General features: G+C 58.9%; 15 protein-coding genes. 12 read left to right on the top strand and 3 right to left on the bottom strand.

Features of this window, described 5'->3' with window-relative positions; translation table 11 throughout:
• The first annotated feature begins 68 nt into the window (after positions 1-68).
• Positions 69-761, top strand: a complete 693-nt coding sequence (locus JOD69_RS01005) for a ComF family protein (protein ID WP_210023751.1) — start codon at positions 69-71, stop codon at positions 759-761.
• A gap of 329 nt (positions 762-1,090) precedes the next feature.
• Here the strand turns inward: JOD69_RS01005 and JOD69_RS01000 are convergent, their stop codons facing one another.
• Complete coding sequence (locus tag JOD69_RS01000; protein WP_139841141.1) at positions 1,091-1,270, bottom strand: hypothetical protein; 180 nt, start codon at positions 1,268-1,270, stop codon at positions 1,091-1,093.
• Positions 1,271-1,522: 252 nt separating this feature from the next.
• Here JOD69_RS01000 and JOD69_RS00995 point away from each other — a divergent pair, with 252 nt between their 5' ends.
• Genes JOD69_RS00995 through JOD69_RS00980 form a run of 4 tightly spaced genes read left to right on the top strand, consistent with a single transcriptional unit; the run spans position 1,523 to position 7,342 of the window.
• Positions 1,523-2,776 carry a TolC family protein gene (locus JOD69_RS00995; protein ID WP_086135126.1) on the top strand — a complete coding sequence of 418 codons (1,254 nt, stop codon included), beginning with the start codon at positions 1,523-1,525 and terminating at the stop codon, positions 2,774-2,776.
• On the top strand, positions 2,773-3,903 hold the full coding sequence (locus JOD69_RS00990; RefSeq protein ID WP_077732737.1) for an efflux RND transporter periplasmic adaptor subunit: 1,131 nt from the start codon (positions 2,773-2,775) through the stop codon (positions 3,901-3,903). The genes JOD69_RS00995 and JOD69_RS00990 overlap by 4 nt, the downstream gene beginning before the upstream one ends.
• A gap of 3 nt (positions 3,904-3,906) precedes the next feature.
• The gene (locus JOD69_RS00985; RefSeq protein WP_086135125.1) at positions 3,907-7,008 is read left to right on the top strand and encodes an efflux RND transporter permease subunit; all 3,102 of its coding nucleotides are present in this window, start codon (positions 3,907-3,909) and stop codon (positions 7,006-7,008) included.
• A 13-nt stretch (positions 7,009-7,021) separates the two neighbouring features.
• A complete protein-coding gene (locus tag JOD69_RS00980) occupies positions 7,022-7,342 on the top strand; it encodes a P-II family nitrogen regulator (RefSeq protein ID WP_077732735.1) in 321 nt (106 codons plus the stop codon).
• A 41-nt stretch (positions 7,343-7,383) separates the two neighbouring features.
• On the opposite strand, the gene xth is transcribed toward JOD69_RS00980, so the two are convergent.
• Positions 7,384-8,151 carry an exodeoxyribonuclease III gene (gene xth, locus JOD69_RS00975; protein WP_086135124.1) on the bottom strand — a complete coding sequence of 256 codons (768 nt, stop codon included), beginning with the start codon at positions 8,149-8,151 and terminating at the stop codon, positions 7,384-7,386.
• A gap of 1 nt (position 8,152) precedes the next feature.
• Entirely contained in the window at positions 8,153-9,214 is a 1,062-nt protein-coding gene (gene lpxD, locus JOD69_RS00970; protein WP_077732733.1) for a UDP-3-O-(3-hydroxymyristoyl)glucosamine N-acyltransferase, read from the bottom strand.
• 657 nt (positions 9,215-9,871) lie between these two features.
• Here lpxD and gspE point away from each other — a divergent pair.
• The 7 genes from gspE (at position 9,872) to JOD69_RS00935 (ending at position 15,930) form a co-directional block, all read left to right on the top strand.
• Complete coding sequence (gene gspE / locus JOD69_RS00965) at positions 9,872-11,632, top strand: type II secretion system ATPase GspE (protein WP_086135123.1); 1,761 nt, start codon at positions 9,872-9,874, stop codon at positions 11,630-11,632.
• Between the two features lie 5 nt (positions 11,633-11,637).
• Entirely contained in the window at positions 11,638-12,855 is a 1,218-nt protein-coding gene (locus tag JOD69_RS00960) for a type II secretion system F family protein (RefSeq protein WP_077732497.1), read from the top strand.
• Between the two features lie 61 nt (positions 12,856-12,916).
• Entirely contained in the window at positions 12,917-13,354 is a 438-nt protein-coding gene (gspG, locus tag JOD69_RS00955) for a type II secretion system major pseudopilin GspG (RefSeq protein ID WP_077732498.1), read from the top strand.
• 6 nt (positions 13,355-13,360) lie between these two features.
• A complete protein-coding gene (locus JOD69_RS00950) occupies positions 13,361-13,960 on the top strand; it encodes a GspH/FimT family protein (RefSeq protein WP_276205421.1) in 600 nt (199 codons plus the stop codon).
• Positions 13,950-14,366, top strand: a complete 417-nt coding sequence (locus tag JOD69_RS00945) for a type II secretion system protein (protein ID WP_077732499.1) — start codon at positions 13,950-13,952, stop codon at positions 14,364-14,366. The genes JOD69_RS00950 and JOD69_RS00945 overlap by 11 nt, the downstream gene beginning before the upstream one ends.
• Complete coding sequence (locus JOD69_RS00940; protein ID WP_077732500.1) at positions 14,366-15,010, top strand: prepilin-type N-terminal cleavage/methylation domain-containing protein; 645 nt, start codon at positions 14,366-14,368, stop codon at positions 15,008-15,010. Before JOD69_RS00945 ends, JOD69_RS00940 begins: the two co-directional genes overlap by 1 nt.
• Before the next feature lie 5 nt (positions 15,011-15,015).
• Positions 15,016-15,930, top strand: a complete 915-nt coding sequence (locus tag JOD69_RS00935) for a type II secretion system protein GspK (RefSeq protein ID WP_166642577.1) — start codon at positions 15,016-15,018, stop codon at positions 15,928-15,930.
• The last annotated feature ends 5 nt before the right edge of the window (positions 15,931-15,935 follow it).

Genomic DNA, 15,935 nt, shown 5'->3' with positions numbered 1-15,935 from the left:
TCCGGGAAAGACTTAAACTATGGCCGGAACCGGCGACTGAACGCTGTCAACTTCAAAAACGGAAAAACGTGAACAAGTGGCCAAACATTATACAGAATTGGCTGTATCCACCCACCTGTTTGTTATGCGGCGATCCGGGCGGCAATGGCATCGATCTTTGCCGGGGCTGCCGGCAATCTTTGCCTTATAACACCATGGCATGCCCGCGCTGCGCCATTCCCATCGAGTCCCCCGTGCCGCAGGTCTGCGGAAGCTGTCAGAAAAAGCCCCCGGTTTTCCACTCGGCATTCGCCGTGTTTCGTTACGAGGAGCCCGTCCGCCACCTGATTCATTCGCTGAAATTCGGCGCCCGTTATCCTTGCGGGCGGCTCTTGGGCATTCTAATGGCGGAAAAACTGGCGGCACTGAAAGAAACGCCCTGCGCCATCATGCCGGTTCCGCTCCATCCTAGCCGGTACCGCCAACGGGGATTCAACCAGGCCATCGAGATCGCACGTACGGTTTCGCGCCGCTTGGACATTCCGCTCGATCTCCACAGCTGCCGCCGCATCTGCGCGACCGCCGCCCAAGCAGAACTTCCCGCCAAACAGCGCCGCAAGAACCTGCGCAACGCCTTCGCGGTTGAAACGCCGATCGAGCATCGGCACGTAGCCATTTTGGATGATGTCATCACCACCGGTGCAACGGCGAAGGAGCTTGCCGGGGCGTTACGCCGGGCAGGTGTTGCTAGAGTCGATGTTTGGGCGTGTGCGCGGGCTTGACCTGAGGTTTGAATAATTTTCCTTAAAAAACAATCTCCTTAGTTTGAAGCACCACAAACATGCTGCGCTTCGCTCTCTTGGATTGAGGTTTTGGCATGAGCCGATACGCTTCCCCAAATTCTTGGTGCTTACAAGGCTTCACCGTTTTGTGGAACACATTATTAAAAGCTCTTGGTTTGTAAACCATGGGAACGATGGGTAGAATTCCGGAGTTATAACATCCGCTTTTGCACTGGCCGATCTGTCATTTTGTTCGAGAAATAATGCAGCCTTGGGTATCCACAACAATCGATTCATCCTTTCCCAAGGAACGTATCGGCTTAGTCGTACTAATCGCCTTTTTCTGCGCGCTCATTCTGATTTCCCGCTTCCAATTCCTTGTCGATTTTCCTCATTTGGCACCCGCTGCCGCAGAATCCGTCGCACAGGAAAGCAATAAGTCCGATCCTCATAAAGATCGCGTACCATCCGCCAAACATCAGACGTGCGCCGACGACGACGACGATCATGACCCCGACCGTTACCTGCTCCCTTTTTACTGTTATCCGTTGTCGCGTCCTCTTGCGAAGATTCTCGCGGCCAGCGAGAACGTAACGACGGGCTGGATTTCCAAACCGACAGTCCCACCTCCGCGCCGACTCTGATTCATCATCTTCTGTTTTGATCGGCGGCAGGCATTGATCGGCCGCCGAAGCGAGCACAGCGGCTCCGATCCGCCGTGTGATCGCGCCTGTTCCAAACTTAGAAGCTTGAGGACATGAATGTTTCTGCACCGACGGCAATCGCTTTGTCTATGGGGATCGCTGGCCTTGGCCATGCTCGGTCCGGCTGTGGCCAGCGAGCCACTGACTCTGAGCCAAATACTTGACCTGACCCTCAAAAACAATCCCGAACTCGTCGCTGCCCGCGCCCAAGTCCAGGGAGCGGAAGGCGATCTGATCACCGCCAAGGCTTATCCCAACCCCGAGATTCAAATGGGAGCCGGAGAATCGGTAGCGCGGGATGCGGGGGTCTTGAGGGGAGCTCTGGGCGGCGTCGATATCGCTCAACCCATCGAACTCCCGTATGTCCGCCGCCCTCGCCGGGAAGCCGGCGAAGCCGGTGTGGAAGCGGCCAGCGCATCCTACCGCGTTGTCAGCCTCAATGTGCTGACCCGGGTCAAGCAGGCGTTCTATAACGTGCTGCGGCAGCAGGAGCTGCTTCGTATGACGGAAGCCAATCGGGAGCTCCTCGAATCCATACGCGATAAGATCAGGTTGCGCGTCGAGGTCGGTGAATCCTCCCGCTACGAACTGGTCAAGGCGGAAGCGGAACTGTTGGGGGCCACCAAAAACCGGGAAAGCGCCGCCTTGCGCGTAGAACAGGCAAAAACCGCCCTGCGCGCCTTTATCGGCGGCGCATTGCCTCCCAAGATAGAAATCGCCGGCGAACTGCCGTCCGAAATTCCTCCCCCCGACCTCGATAAACTCCGGGATAGCGTCTTGCAAAATCACCCGGCCCTAGTTCAGGCGCGCGCGGAAGTCGACCGGGCCAAGTCCCAGCTCGAACTGGAACAGGCCCTGCGCTATCCCCAACCCACCATAAAAGCCGGCGTCTATCGTGAGCCCCACCTGGAGCAATGGCGGGTCGACCTCATCGTGCCGCTTCCTCTGTGGAATCAGCGGCAAGGCCCCATCGCCCGCGCCGCCGCCGACCGGGCGCGGGCGGACGCCCTAGCGAATCAGCAGCAACTGAGCCTCGTATACGAACTGGACACCGCGATTACCGCCTTCCGCATCGCCAGTCAGCAAATCGAGACCTTCGAATCCGGCCTGCTGCGCGAAGCCGAATCGGCACTGAAAGTCGCCGAAGCCGCCTACCGCCTCGGCGAAAGAGGCATTCTCGATTATTTGGATGCCCAGCGCACATTTCAAGCGGTACGCGTCGACTACATCAACGCCTTGTTCGATAAGAACGCCGCGCTGCTCGAAATCGAGCGGCTTCGGGCTCAGGACTATCAGGATCAGCCGTTATGAAAAAACCCATATTTTTTGCGTTGCTTGCACTTGGCGTCTGGCCCGTCTTCGGACAGCAGGAGCTCCAAAATGCGGAGACGACCGCCGAGATTGCCGTCAAGGCGCCCCCATCATTACTTGAACGACTCAAAATCGAACCTGTCACATCGACGGAAATCGGCGAAACCCTTCATTTGCCGGGCCGGGTCACATTGAACGAGCACCGAGTGGCTCGCGTCGGGCCGAGCGTCACCGGCCGGGTGACCAACGTAATGGCCTTCATTGGACAAAACGTGCGCCAAGGTGAGCGCTTGGCGACCATCAACAGCACCGAGCTGAGCATCGCTCAGGCCGCATATTTGAAAGCCAAGACGCAAATGAACCTGCACCGGCTGGCGGTCGACCGGGCGCGCCGGCTGCTGAAAGCCGACGTGATCAGCCGTGCGGAGCTCACCGAGCGGGAAAGCGAATTGACGGAAGTCGAGGTGGAAGTCCGCGCCAGCGCGGACCAACTGGCGGTAATGGGCATGAGCGAGAACGCCATTCAACGCCTGTCGAACAGCGGCCAGATCGATTCGGTGATCCCGGTCACGGCTACGCTGTCGGGAACGGTCATCGAGCGGGAGATTTCCATAGGCCAAATCGTCCAGCCCGCCGATGACTTGTTCACGATCGCCGATCTGTCCGAAGTCTGGGTCGTAGCCGAAGCACCGGAGCAGAAAGCCTATCTGGTCGAAATAGGAGGCCGGGCCGAGGTGCAGATTCCGGCGCTGCCCGGACAGAAAATCACCGGCAAGGTGATCTACGTGGCGGATATCGTCAATCCATCGACTCGCACGGTGACCGTGCGCATGGAGCTTGAAAACCCGGAACGCAAGATCAAACCGGAAATGCTGGCGACCATGGTCATTCATCGGCCCCGAATCACCTCGCTCAATATCCCGGCCAAAGCCGTCGTGAGAACCGGCGACCGGGACTATGTGTTCGTGCATGCGACCGAAGACCAGTTCGTATTGACACCGGTATCCTTGGGCCCGGATCTGGGCGGACTCCGCCGGGTCATCGCGGGATTGACCGAAGGACAGCGGATAGTCGTCGATGGCGCGTTCCATCTGAACAACGAGCGTATCCGCAAAGAGCTGGAGTAGGCCATGATCGAAAACTTGATCCGCGCCGCCCTGAAGCAGCGACTGGTAGTCGTCATCATCGCGTTGTGCCTGGTCGCGTTCGGCTTCAACGCCATGCAGAACCTATCCATCGACGCATTTCCCGACGTGACCAACGTCCAAGTCCAAGTGGCCGCCGAAGTGCCCGGCAGCTCTGCGGAAGAAGTCGAGCGATTCGTGACCGTTCCTTTGGAAATCGCCATGACGGGGCTTCCAGGCCTGGTCGAGATGCGCTCGGTGAACCGCAATGCTCTGTCGCAGATCGTCCTGGTCTTCAACGACGAAACCGATGTCTATTTCGCCCGGCAACTGGTGCTCGAACGGCTGATCGAAGCGGCGGAACGCTTGCCGGAAGGCGTCACGCCCGTTCTCGGACCGGTTTCCTCGGGACTGGGCGAAGTCTACCAATACACCCTGGAGCGGTCCGACGACGGCGAACGCGCCCTGACCGAGGAGGAACTGACCGAGCGCAGGACCATACAGGATTGGGTAGTCCGCCCACTGCTCCGCGGCATCCCCGGCGTCGCCGAAATCAACTCGATCGGCGGCTTGGAGCGTCAGTATCAGGTCCTTCCCAATCCAGACCGCTTGCGCCATTACGGCCTGACGCTAAAAGACGTCTACACCGCGCTGGCCCTGAACAACGCCAACAGCGGCGGCGGCAAATTGCCGCAATACGCCGAACAATACCTCATCCGCGGTGTCGGCTTGATTCACGATGTCGAGGATATCGGCAACATCGTCCTCAAGGAAATCGAGGGCACGCCTATCTATATCCACGATGTCAGCGAGGTACGCATCGGTCATGCGGTACGTTCCGGCGCCGTGATCAAGAACGGCTACACGGAAGCCGTGGGCGGGATCGTTCTGCAGCTCCGCGGCGGCAACGCCAAGGAGATCGTCGGCCGAGTCAAAGAACGGATCAACGAAATCAACGAACAAGGGATGCTGCCGGACGGTCTTAAAATCGTGCCGTTCTACGATCGCACCGACCTGGTAGACGCGGCGATCCACACCGTGACCAAGGTACTGATGGAAGGCATTTTCCTGGTGGTGATCGTGCTGTTCCTGTACTTGGGCGACATCCGCTCCAGCCTGATCGTGGTGGCGACGCTGATCATCACGCCGCTGGTTACCTTCATGGCGATGAACCACTACGGAATCTCGGCCAACTTGATGTCCCTCGGCGGGCTCGCCATTGCCATCGGCATCATGGTGGACGGCTCGGTGGTAGTCGTGGAAAACGCCTTTCACCATTTGGGCGAGGCTAAAGAAACCGGCGAAAGCCGCAGCTTGATCGTTCTGCGCGCCGCCGCCGAGGTGGGCACGCCCGTGCTGTTCGGGGTGGGCATCATCTGCCTGGTGTTCCTGCCGCTCATGACGATGACCGGGCTCGAAGGCAAGATGTTCGCGCCGCTCGCCTACACCATCGCGATCGCCCTGTTCATCTCGCTGATCGTGTCGCTCACCCTGTCGCCGGTGCTGTGCTCCTACCTTCTCAAAGGCGGGGCGGATCACGACACGCGCATCATCGCATTCATGAAGCGACCCTACCTCAAGCTGCTGCACTTTGCCCTGGGCAATCCTTTGAAGGTAGTTGCGAGCGCCCTAGCTTTACTGGTCTGCAGCCTCTTGCTGTTTCCGTTCCTGGGAACGTCCTTCATTCCCGAGATGAAGGAAGGCTCCATCGTACCCGGCATCAACCGGGTCCCGAGCATGTCGCTGGACGAGTCGATCCGCCTCGAAAGCGAAGCCATGCGCCTGGCAATGGAAGTGCCCGGGGTGGCTAAAGCCGTTTCACAATTGGGACGGAGCGAAAGCCCGACCGATCCGCAGCCGGAAAACGAATCCACGCCTATCGTGACGCTCAAGCCCCAGGATCAGCTTCCGGACGGCTGGGATCAGAACGATGTCATGGACGCCATCCGCGAAAAGCTCAAGGTGCTGCCGGGCGTGAATATCGTGATGGCGCAGCCGATCTCGGACCGGGTGGACGAAATGGTGACCGGGGTGCGCTCCGATATCGCCATCAAGCTGTTCGGCGACGAACTGGAAGTGCTGAAGCAAAAGGCCGATGAAATCATCAGGGTGCTCAACTCGATCGAAGGCGCCGCCGACATCCGCGTCGAACGCGTGAGCGGCCAGCAGTATCTCACCATCGATATCGACCGCCAGGCCATCGCCCGCCACGGCATCAACGTGGCCGACATCAACGACATCATCGAGACCGCCATCGGCGGCCGCGTCAGTACCGAAATCTACGAGGGCGAGCGGCGGTTTTCGGCGGTAGTCCGGTTTCCTGAAAAATTCAGAAACAATCCGCAGGCCATCGGACAAATACTGCTGAAATCCCCCAATGGCGCCCTGGTGCCGCTGGAAGATTTGGCCATCATCGAGGTCGTGGACGGACCGGCGCAGATCAGCCGCGAAACTGCCCGGCGCCGTCTGGTGATCGGCGCGAACGTCAGGGGCCGCGATTTGGGCGGCTTCGTCGCGGAACTGCAAAAGGCCGTCGCCGAGCAAGTGAAGCTTCCGGAAGGCTATTACGTCACCTGGGGCGGACAATTCGAGAACCTGGAGCGAGCCATGCACCGCCTGATGGTGATTATCCCCATCACCATCGCGGCGATCTTCTTTCTGTTGTTTTTGCTGTTCAACTCCTTACGCTTCGCCGCCCTCATCATTCTGGTGCTGCCGTTCGCGTCGATGGGCGGCATCTTCTCGCTGTTTCTCACCGGGGAGTACCTCTCGGTCCCGGCCTCGGTCGGCTTCATCACCTTGTGGGGCATTGCGGTGCTGAACGGGGTGGTGCTGGTGTCTTATATTCGAGGGCTGAGGGAAGATGGGCTGTGCCAGGCGGACGCTATCGTCGAAGGCTGCAGGCAGCGCTTCCGGCCGGTGATGATGACCGCGACGGTCGCGATGCTCGGCCTGGTGCCCTTCCTGTTCGCCACAGGTCCCGGCTCCGAAGTCCAGCGCCCGCTGGCGATCGTGGTGATCGGCGGATTGATCACCTCAACCTTGCTCACCCTGGTGGTGCTGCCGACCCTGTACCGATGGTTCGAAGAAAAACGCATCGAAGCTTGAAAGAGGAGAGTCCATGAAAGAGATCAAAGCCATCATCCAGCCCCAGCGGCTGAGCAAGCTCAGAAACGCATTCCGCCAGATGCGCGGCTTTCCGGGAATGACTGTGAGCCGGGTGGAAGGTTGCAGCCAGCACGAGGAACCGGAAGTCAGCCACGGCATTCGGGAAGAATTGACCGATTTTTCGCCCAAGGTTCGGGTGGAAATCGTCGCCCCGGACGACAAGGTGGATGAGATCGTCCAAATCATCCGTGAAAACTGCCGCACCGGAAAACGCGGCGACGGGATTCTGTGGATCACGGAGACCGGAAGCTTTGAGCGAATTCGGATCGAGTAGAATCCGGCGACGTTTTCACCCGTTAAGTGAGCCGCCTCCGGTCAGGCCCGGAATTCTACCACCACCGGGGCATGATCGGACGGCCGTTCGAGCTTTCTGGGCTCGACATCGATGCGGCAGCCCAAGCAATCGTCGGCCAGCAGGGCACTGACCAGAATATGATCGATCCGCAGCCCCATGTTGCGACGGAACGCATTGAGACGGTAATCCCACCACGTATAGCTCTTTTCGGCCTGATCGAAGCGCCGGAAAACGTCGATTAACCCTAAATCGAGCAAGGCGCGAAACGCCTCCCGCTCCGGCGTGCTGCAGAGAATCCTCTCGCGCCAGGACTCGGGATCATAGACGTCCCGATCCTCGGGCGCGATGTTGAAATCGCCCAGAACGACCAAGCGCGGGTGACGCTCGAATTCGAGGCGCAGGTAATCGCGCATCTTGGACAGCCAGTCCAGCTTGTAGGCGTACTTGTCCGAACCCACCTCCCCGCCGTTCGGCACGTAAAGATTGACGATCCGGTAGTCGCCGATAGTAACCGCAAGAATGCGCCGCTGAGGATCGTCGAAGCCTGTCGGATCGGTGACCGGATCGCAACAATCGAGCTTGCTGAACACCGCAACGCCGTTATAGGTTTTCTGTCCGCTGTAAACCGAGAGATAGCCGGCCTCGGCCAGTTCCGCGACCGGAAACTCCGGATCGCTCATCTTGGTTTCTTGAACGGCAAGCACATCGGGCTGTTCCCGTCCGAGCCAGTTCAAAACGTGGGGCAGACGTACGCGCAGGGAGTTGACGTTCCAAGTGGCGATTTTCATATCACTCAGCCTTCGCCAAGTCAGCCATTTTTTTCTCCAGATTCTTCAACCGCGTCCACATCTCGTGCAAGCGCGGAAAAACCGCCATGTTTTTCAGATATTGCTGTAACGGCTGGGCGGGCCCGCCGGCGTACATGCCGGGCTGCTTGATGCTGTTGTGGAGCCCGGCGCGGTGGAGCAGCACGACGTCGTCGGCCACGGTGATATGGTCCAGGGTTCCGGTCTGGCCGGAAGCGATGACCCTTTTCCCGAACCGGGTCGACCCGGAAATGCCGGTATGAGCGCAGAGAATGCAGTCTTCGCCGATTTCGACGTTGTGGCCGATATGGCACAGGGCATCGATTACGGCTCCTGAGCGTATGATGGTGGCTCCGTAGGTGGCGCGATCGATATTGGTATTGGCGCCGATCACTACCCGGTCCTCGACGATAACCTTGCCGGTGTGCGGAATGCGGTAATTGCGACGGCGCTCGTCCTGGGCGAACCCGAAACCTTCCGAGCCGATCACGCAGCCGGCCTTCAGGATGACGTTTGCGCCGATCTCGCACTCGTAGCCGACGGTGCAGCGCGGATGGATCACCGTCTCCCGCCCGATTTTCGCCTTCTTTTCCACCACCGTATTCGCCATGATCACTACGCCGGGGCCGAGACTGACCTCGGCGCCTAGCACCACGCCGGGACCGATCACCGCATCCTCGGGCACCGCGACGCTCTCGTGAATCACCGCGGAAGGGTGAATCCGGGGCCATTCGACATCCCGCACGTCGCGGTCGCCGTAAGTCTGCTTGAGCAGCGCGATGGCCAGGCGCACATTCGGTGCGATCAGCAGAGACGCCCCGGCATCGCTCAATTCTGCGGCGATCGCCTCGGTAGTCACTACTGCGGCGGGCTTCAGTTCACGGACTTGGGGCAGATATTTCACATGATCTACGAACACCAAGTCCCCGGGCGCGCAATCGTCGACAGGCGCGAGGCGGCGGATGACTTGATCAGGTCCGCGGTGGTCGACGATCAGACCCTGAGTCCTGAAACGCTCAAATACTTCCGAGGCGAGTAAATTCATAGATAAATCCAAGTATTTAAGATTGAACGGGAATAATCCTAGAAACGGCAATCGGGTGAGCCGCAGCTTCACCCAAGCGGCGAAGCGGATAAAAGCCGGAATAGCCGGGACTCATGAAGTTCTTCGAGCCCATCGAAGCGGTCAATTGCCCTTTCTAGGATAATATGAAGCCGGAAAAAGGCGGGCAACCCCTTTCGTGGTATCGCAATGCACTTAAGTTAAGCCGTCATTCCCTGCCGGGGTGATCTTAGTCATCTTCACTAACCGGCATCGCGTGGTATCGGCCGCCTGCGCCGAACCCAGTCGAGGTCACGGCTCAAGTGGGACGAGTACGTTTCTCCGCCGATCCGATATCGCGTCGCCCGGATTGCCGGGCAACGCCGCTTTTCATCCTTCGCCGATAAAAGACCTATGGCACGACCATAGAGGGTCCGGCATGCAACGACTCTTAACGCACTTGGTCAAATCAATGAAAAAACTCGGACCAACTGTCGCCGAGCAAGCCGAAAACGGCTGGGATTTCGCCCAAGGATATCGGCAAACCGGTTGTTATTGGCGATTTAGTGTAATATTCCCTTCGATTTCTGCTGAGAAATTAAATATTTCGGTTCCGATCCGGCACTTTTAGATCTTTTTGGGTCTAAGGCGCTTTGCTTTATGCGAGAAAAGACTTTGGCCATTGCACCGCAACAGCTAAATCCGCCGGCAACCTACGCGGAATCCATTGTGGAACACCCGTACGAGCGTTTTGCCGATGAACTCGTCAGGCGCGGGAAGGTGCGCGAGGCGGAAATCCACCGCGCAAAACGCTTGGCGGCGCAAGCCGACGAACAGAAGCTGCCCGCGCTTCTGGCCAGGCTCGGCATCGTTTCCGAGCGCGATACCGCGGAAATATTGGCCGAGGTCGGGTCATTGCCCCTGGTGTCGCCCGCGGACTATCCGGACACCTCGCCGCTTCCTGACACCGTGGCCATCCGTTTTCTCAAGGAAAATCACGTAGTCGGCATAGCCGCCCAAGATAATGAATTCATCGTGGCGGTGGCGGATCCGTTCGATCACGATCTGTTGGCCGCCCTCGCCCTGGCCTGCGAAAACCCCGTGCGGCCGTATGTGGGACTGCCGTCCGAAATCGACCGAGCGCTCGAGCAGCAACTCGGTTCCGGAAAGACCCTGATGGGGCAAATCGTCGAAGACCTGGGCAGCGACGAGGAAATCGACGAAGCCGATGTGGAGCACCTCAAGGACCTGGCCTCCGAAGCGCCGGTGATCCGCATGGTCAATCTGATCATGCAGCGGGCGGTGGAATCCCGTGCATCCGACATTCACGTGGAACCATTCGAACAGCGGCTCAAGGTCCGCTTTCGGGTCGACGGCGTGTTGCGCGAGGTGGAAGCCCCGCCGGTCAGATCCACCGCGGCCGTAATTTCGCGCATCAAGATCATGGCCAAGCTCAACATCGCCGAGCGCCGCCTGCCCCAGGACGGGCGCATCAAGCTCCAGGTGCAGGGCAAGGAGCTGGATTTGCGCGTCTCTACCGTACCGACCATGTATGGCGAAAGCGTCGTCATTCGTCTCCTGCACAAGGAAAGCATCGTCTTCGATTTTTCGTCCCTCGGCTTCGAGGGAGCCATGCTCGAACGATTCCTGAACGTGCTGGCGCTTCCCCACGGCATCATCCTGATAACGGGCCCCACCGGCAGCGGCAAAAGCACCACGCTGTACACGGCGCTGCACAAGCTCAATACGCCCGAGCGCAAGATCATCACCGTCGAAGATCCGGTGGAGTATCAGCTGGAAGGCGTCAACCAAATCCAGACCAAGCCCCAGATCGGACTGACTTTCGCCAACGCCCTGCGCTCGATCGTCCGGCAAGACCCGGATGTCATCATGATCGGCGAAATGCGCGATTTGGAAACGGCTCGCATCGCCGTGCAATCGGCGCTTACCGGCCATTTGGTGTTATCGACGCTGCATACCAACGACGCCGCGGGCGGCGTAACCCGCCTCATGGATATGGGCTTGGAGGATTATCTCATCACCTCCACCGTGAACGGCATCCTGGGGCAACGCCTGGTGCGCCGCCTCTGCCCGAATTGTCGCGAGCCCTATCCCGCCATGGCCGAGATGGTGGAAGAAATGAGGCTGGCGAGGTTCGCCGATGGTCCGGTGATCCTGCATCACCCCAAAGGCTGCGAGCAGTGCGACGGAACCGGCTATCGCGGACGCCTTGCAATCCAGGAATTCTTGGTCATGAGCGACGGTATCCGCCGTCTGGTGATGAGCCATGCCCAGTCGCGGCAGATCGAGGAACTGGCCCTGCAGGAGGGTATGTACACCATGTACGAAGACGGCTTGCGCAAGGCCGTCATGGGCCTGACCACGATCGAGGAAGTTTTGCGCGTCACTTCGGATAGCTGAGGATTATGGCTCTTTACGTCTACAAGGCCGTCGATCGGGATGGAGAAACGGTGGAAGCGGAGCGCGAAGCCGCCGACGAAGCCACCTTGATCCTGGCCCTGCAAAACGAAGGATTCTTGCCGATTCGGGTAGCGCCGGCGAAATCGCGGCCGTTCGCCTGGTTGAGCCTCAAGCGCAGCAAGAACCGGATTTCCCAGAAACAGATCGCCTTGTTCACGCGCGAACTGCTGACCCTGCTGCACGCCGGGCTGCCGCTCGATCGTGCGCTGACCGTGCTGCTCGAACTGACCGCGAACGAACCGGCTTTGAACGGTTTGATCGCCAAAGTGCTGGATTCGGTCAAGGGCGGCGCGCAGCTGTCCGACGCTCTGGAAGCACAGGGCGGCGTTTTCTCGCGGTTCTATATCAATTTGATCCGTGCCGGCGAAGCGGGCGGCGCGCTGGAACTGGTGTTGGAGCGCTTGTCGGATTATCTGGAACGATCCAAGGAGCTCCGCGATACGGTCACCACCGCGCTGATTTATCCCGCCATCCTGGTCACCATGGCGGTTTTGTCGTTGTTGCTCCTGTTGACCTTCGTGGTTCCGCAGTTCACCGAAATGTTCGAATCCGCCGGCAAGGAACTTCCGGTGCCGACTCAAATCGTAATCGGCGTGGCAGAGGGACTGCAATCCTACTGGTGGGTGCTTCTGATGCTGATCGCGGGCATCGCCAGCTATTTTCGGTATCAGTTCGCGGACCAGGAGCGTCGCCAGGTGTGGGATGCCCGGTTGTTGAACCTGCCTTTGGTAGGAGACCTGATCCGCAAACTGGAAGTCGCCAGTTTCAGCCGCACTTTGGCGACCTTGCTCGCCAACGGTGTCTCCATGCTGGCGGCCCTGACCATCGTCAGGGAGACGCTCGGAAATCGAGTGATCGTCGACGGAGTCGGAGTAGCCGTGGAAAGCCTCAAAAGAGGCGGAAGCCTGTCGGCGCCCCTGATCGAGAGCGGTCTGTTTCCGACCTTGGCCATGCAGATGATCAAGCTGGGCGAGGAATCCGGCCATTTGGCCGAGATGCTGGAACGGGTCGCGGTCACTTACGACAAGGAGATCAAGATTTCCGTACAGCGTATGCTGGCTCTGCTGGAACCCGTGTTAATCGTTGGCCTAGGTCTCATGATCGCCGGAATCATCATCTCGATTTTGATGGCGATCCTGAGCGTCAATGACCTCGCTTTTTAACACGGTTTTTATACCATCCACCCGTTTACCTGATTCCGTTTTACTTATGATTCGTACTCTTATGCAAAAACATCGACATCATCATGGCCGCGCTCAGCGCGGTTTTACCCTGATCGAACTCTTGGTCGTACTGGCCATCATCGGCATGCTGGCCGGCTTGGTCGGGCCTCAGGTCGTCAAGCACCTGGGAGAATCCAAGACCAAAACCGCCAAGCTGCAAATCGAGGAACTCTCTTCCGCGCTCGACATGTACCGGTTGGATGTGGGCCGCTACCCGGCCACCGACGAGGGACTCGCAGCGCTCATCGAGCAACCGAGCAACGCCAAAATCTGGAACGGCCCTTACCTCCGCAAGAAAAGGGTCCCGGTCGATCCCTGGAACAATCCTTATCATTACGCTTCGCCCGGCCAGCACGGAAAATTCGATCTTTTCACCCTGGGGGCCGACAACGCCGAGGGCGGCGAAGGCGAGGACCAGGATATCGTAAGCTGGGAATAGAAAGGCGTGTTCTTCGAATGCCTCGGGCTTGAAAAAAAGACGCTGCAGCAGGCGAGAAATCCATTTGCGCACCGAAAACTCGATAGCCTGAGGTACCCCGTTCGCGCGGTCAAACACAAGGTTCGGCGTCCGCACGCAAGGTTCCGAGCCGAAGCCCGCGGCCCCTCACGGTCGGGCGGATTCACGTTGCTGGAGATGCTGTTGGCGCTGGCTATAGCCGCCGCACTGACGGCGGTGGCGGTACCGAACGTCACGCCGCTTCTGAACCGTGCCCAGCTGACGGCTGCCACGCGGGATATCGCGTCCGGCCTGCGCTATGCACGCGGACAGGCGCTCAGCGGAGCGCGCGAGGCAACATTCGAGCTCGACGTGAACCGCAAAGCCTACCGGGTCAGCGGTCGCCGAAAACATTTCTCACTGCCCGACAGCGTCCGCCTCAGTCTTTACACCGCCGAGAGGGAAGCCGGAGACGAAGGAATCGGCAATATCCGTTTCTTCCCGGACGGCTCCTCGACCGGCGGGCGGGTGACCTTGGAGGCGGCCGGGAAAAAGCGCCTGGTGGACGTGAATTGGCTCACCGGGGAGGTCGTAATCCGTGAAGACTAAACAACGCGGATTCTCCTTGCTCGAAATCCTGGTCGCTTTCGCCATCCTGGCTCTGGCTTTGGGCGTGCTGCTCCGTATTTTCGGCGGCGCCGGACGAATCTCGGGACTCGCCGACAAGTACGCTCGCGCGGTCGTGATCTCCGAATCGCTGCTTGCGGCTGCCGACTTGGAGACCCCTTTGCAGCCGGGCGAAACGAGCGGCGAAATCGACGCGATTTTTCGTTGGACTATGCGCGTAACCCCCTATCAAGGGGAGGAACAGATCCCGTTTGCCGAGAACTTGCCTGTCGCGCCCTATCAGGTGGATCTCAGCATAGAGTGGGAGGAAGGCGATGAACCCCGCTTCTTCGAGCTTACGACACTCAGGCTGCTGCCTAACAAAGCAGCAGGAATCAGCAGTTTTTGATGATGACCGCGCATAAGCACCGGACCAGCGCCGGCTTCACTCTGATCGAGGTACTCATCGCCACGACTCTGCTCGGCGTCATGATGCTTTTGTTATTCGGCAGTTTGCGTATCGGGGTAACCAGTTGGGACAGCGGCGAGGACAAAATGGCGCGGGCAAGCCGGCTTTTCCTCGTGGAGAATTTTTTGCGCAACCACATCGGAAGCGCTTTGCCTCTGGTCGAGATGGAAGAGTCCGAAGGCGTCGCCATTTCCTTGAGAGGCGGAGAGGATTGGCTCGAATATGTTTCGACAATGCCGCCGCAGGTCAAGGCCGGCGGTCTATATCGATTCAGATTATATGTCGCTAGGGACGGGCAACATAACGATCTGAAGGTCGCCATGCGGCCGTACGTCTCGAACCCGAATTCGCGCGAAGCCACCGTAGCGGCCGAGCCGATCGAAGATGTATTGCTGCTGGAAAATCTGGATCAAATCAAATTGTCCTACCTGCCGGAAAATCTTCAGACCGCTCAAACAAGCAATTCGACTTGGCTGCCGGAATGGCAGCAGTCTCAGTTGCCGATGCTGATTCAAGTGCAAATCGAACCGGAGCATGAAGAACCCTGGCCTCCTTTAGTGATCGCGCTGCGAACTCACCGATAATGCCTATGGCGTTTCACGCACGAACGGGACAGCAAGGCGTAGCCCTGATTTTGGTGCTCTGGATACTGGCTTTGATGACCATCATGGCGGGCAGTTTCGCGCTGTCGACCCAGCGGGAAACCTCATTGGTGACCAATTCCCGGGAACGCGCCAAGGCGGTTGCCTTATCCGACGGCGGCATACATTACGCCATGTTCATGCTGAGTTTGCCGAATGCGGCGCAGCGATGGCGCGCGGACGGCACTCCTTATCGACTGGCATTGGGCGGCGTTCCCATCGAAGTACGCATTTACGACGAGGCAGGAAAAATCGATCTCAACGCCGCCCGAGAATCGACACTACGGACTATATTGACCAAAGTGACCCAAGACGAAGATCAGGCGGTAAAATTGGCCGATGCCATTTTCGACTGGCGCGACAGCGATGACCTAAAGCGTCTCAGTGGGGCCGAGTCCGCCGAATACCGCGCCGCCGGGCTGGATCAGATGCCGCAAAACCGTAATTTTCTCGTGCTGGAAGAACTCCGCGGCGTTTTGGGAATTACACCGTCGCTATACCAAAAATTGGAGCCCTTTTTCACAGTCTACAATAACGTCGATGGCGTCAACCCGGCAAAGGCCTCGATAACTGTTTTACTGGCCCTGACCGACGGAAACAGCCAGGCGGTGGACAGCTTTCTCGCCGCCCGTGAGAGCGGAACCGGGAATACACCACCTCCTCCGCTTCCCGCCATTCCCGGAATTCGGTTCCACTCGACCGGGGATTCGGTTTACACGATTCTCGCCCGCCCGATATCGCGAAACCATTCCGATCCGCCGGCTATGGCCGTCATCCGACGGGAAGCGAGACGCCCTGGGGGAAGCCCTTTCGTTTTCCTGAGATGGAAACCGCAGACAGTCGGCGTAGCGCTCGACCAATAGCACAC

This window comes from Methylocaldum sp. RMAD-M (assembly GCF_017832375.1).
Classification (GTDB): Bacteria; Pseudomonadota; Gammaproteobacteria; order Methylococcales; family Methylococcaceae; genus Methylocaldum.
The sequence above is the reverse complement of the archived record's forward strand: the minus strand, read 5'-3'. Positions and strand labels throughout refer to the sequence as shown.

What these genes read in the sequence shown, in the direction of transcription:
- JOD69_RS01000 (WP_139841141.1), bottom strand. Translation starts at nt 1,270, where the DNA reads ATGATCGTCGTCGTCGTCGGCGCACGTCTGATGTTTGGCGGATGGTAC.
- JOD69_RS00995 (WP_086135126.1), top strand. Translation starts at nt 1,523, where the DNA reads ATGTTTCTGCACCGACGGCAATCGCTTTGTCTATGGGGATCGCTGGCC.
- JOD69_RS00990 (WP_077732737.1), top strand. Translation starts at nt 2,773, where the DNA reads ATGAAAAAACCCATATTTTTTGCGTTGCTTGCACTTGGCGTCTGGCCC.
- JOD69_RS00985 (WP_086135125.1), top strand. Translation starts at nt 3,907, where the DNA reads ATGATCGAAAACTTGATCCGCGCCGCCCTGAAGCAGCGACTGGTAGTC.
- JOD69_RS00980 (WP_077732735.1), top strand. Translation starts at nt 7,022, where the DNA reads ATGAAAGAGATCAAAGCCATCATCCAGCCCCAGCGGCTGAGCAAGCTC.
- xth (WP_086135124.1), bottom strand. Translation starts at nt 8,151, where the DNA reads ATGAAAATCGCCACTTGGAACGTCAACTCCCTGCGCGTACGTCTGCCC.
- lpxD (WP_077732733.1), bottom strand. Translation starts at nt 9,214, where the DNA reads ATGAATTTACTCGCCTCGGAAGTATTTGAGCGTTTCAGGACTCAGGGT.
- gspE (WP_086135123.1), top strand. Translation starts at nt 9,872, where the DNA reads ATGCGAGAAAAGACTTTGGCCATTGCACCGCAACAGCTAAATCCGCCG.
- JOD69_RS00960 (WP_077732497.1), top strand. Translation starts at nt 11,638, where the DNA reads ATGGCTCTTTACGTCTACAAGGCCGTCGATCGGGATGGAGAAACGGTG.
- gspG (WP_077732498.1), top strand. Translation starts at nt 12,917, where the DNA reads ATGCAAAAACATCGACATCATCATGGCCGCGCTCAGCGCGGTTTTACC.
- JOD69_RS00940 (WP_077732500.1), top strand. Translation starts at nt 14,366, where the DNA reads ATGATGACCGCGCATAAGCACCGGACCAGCGCCGGCTTCACTCTGATC.
- JOD69_RS00935 (WP_166642577.1), top strand. Translation starts at nt 15,016, where the DNA reads ATGGCGTTTCACGCACGAACGGGACAGCAAGGCGTAGCCCTGATTTTG.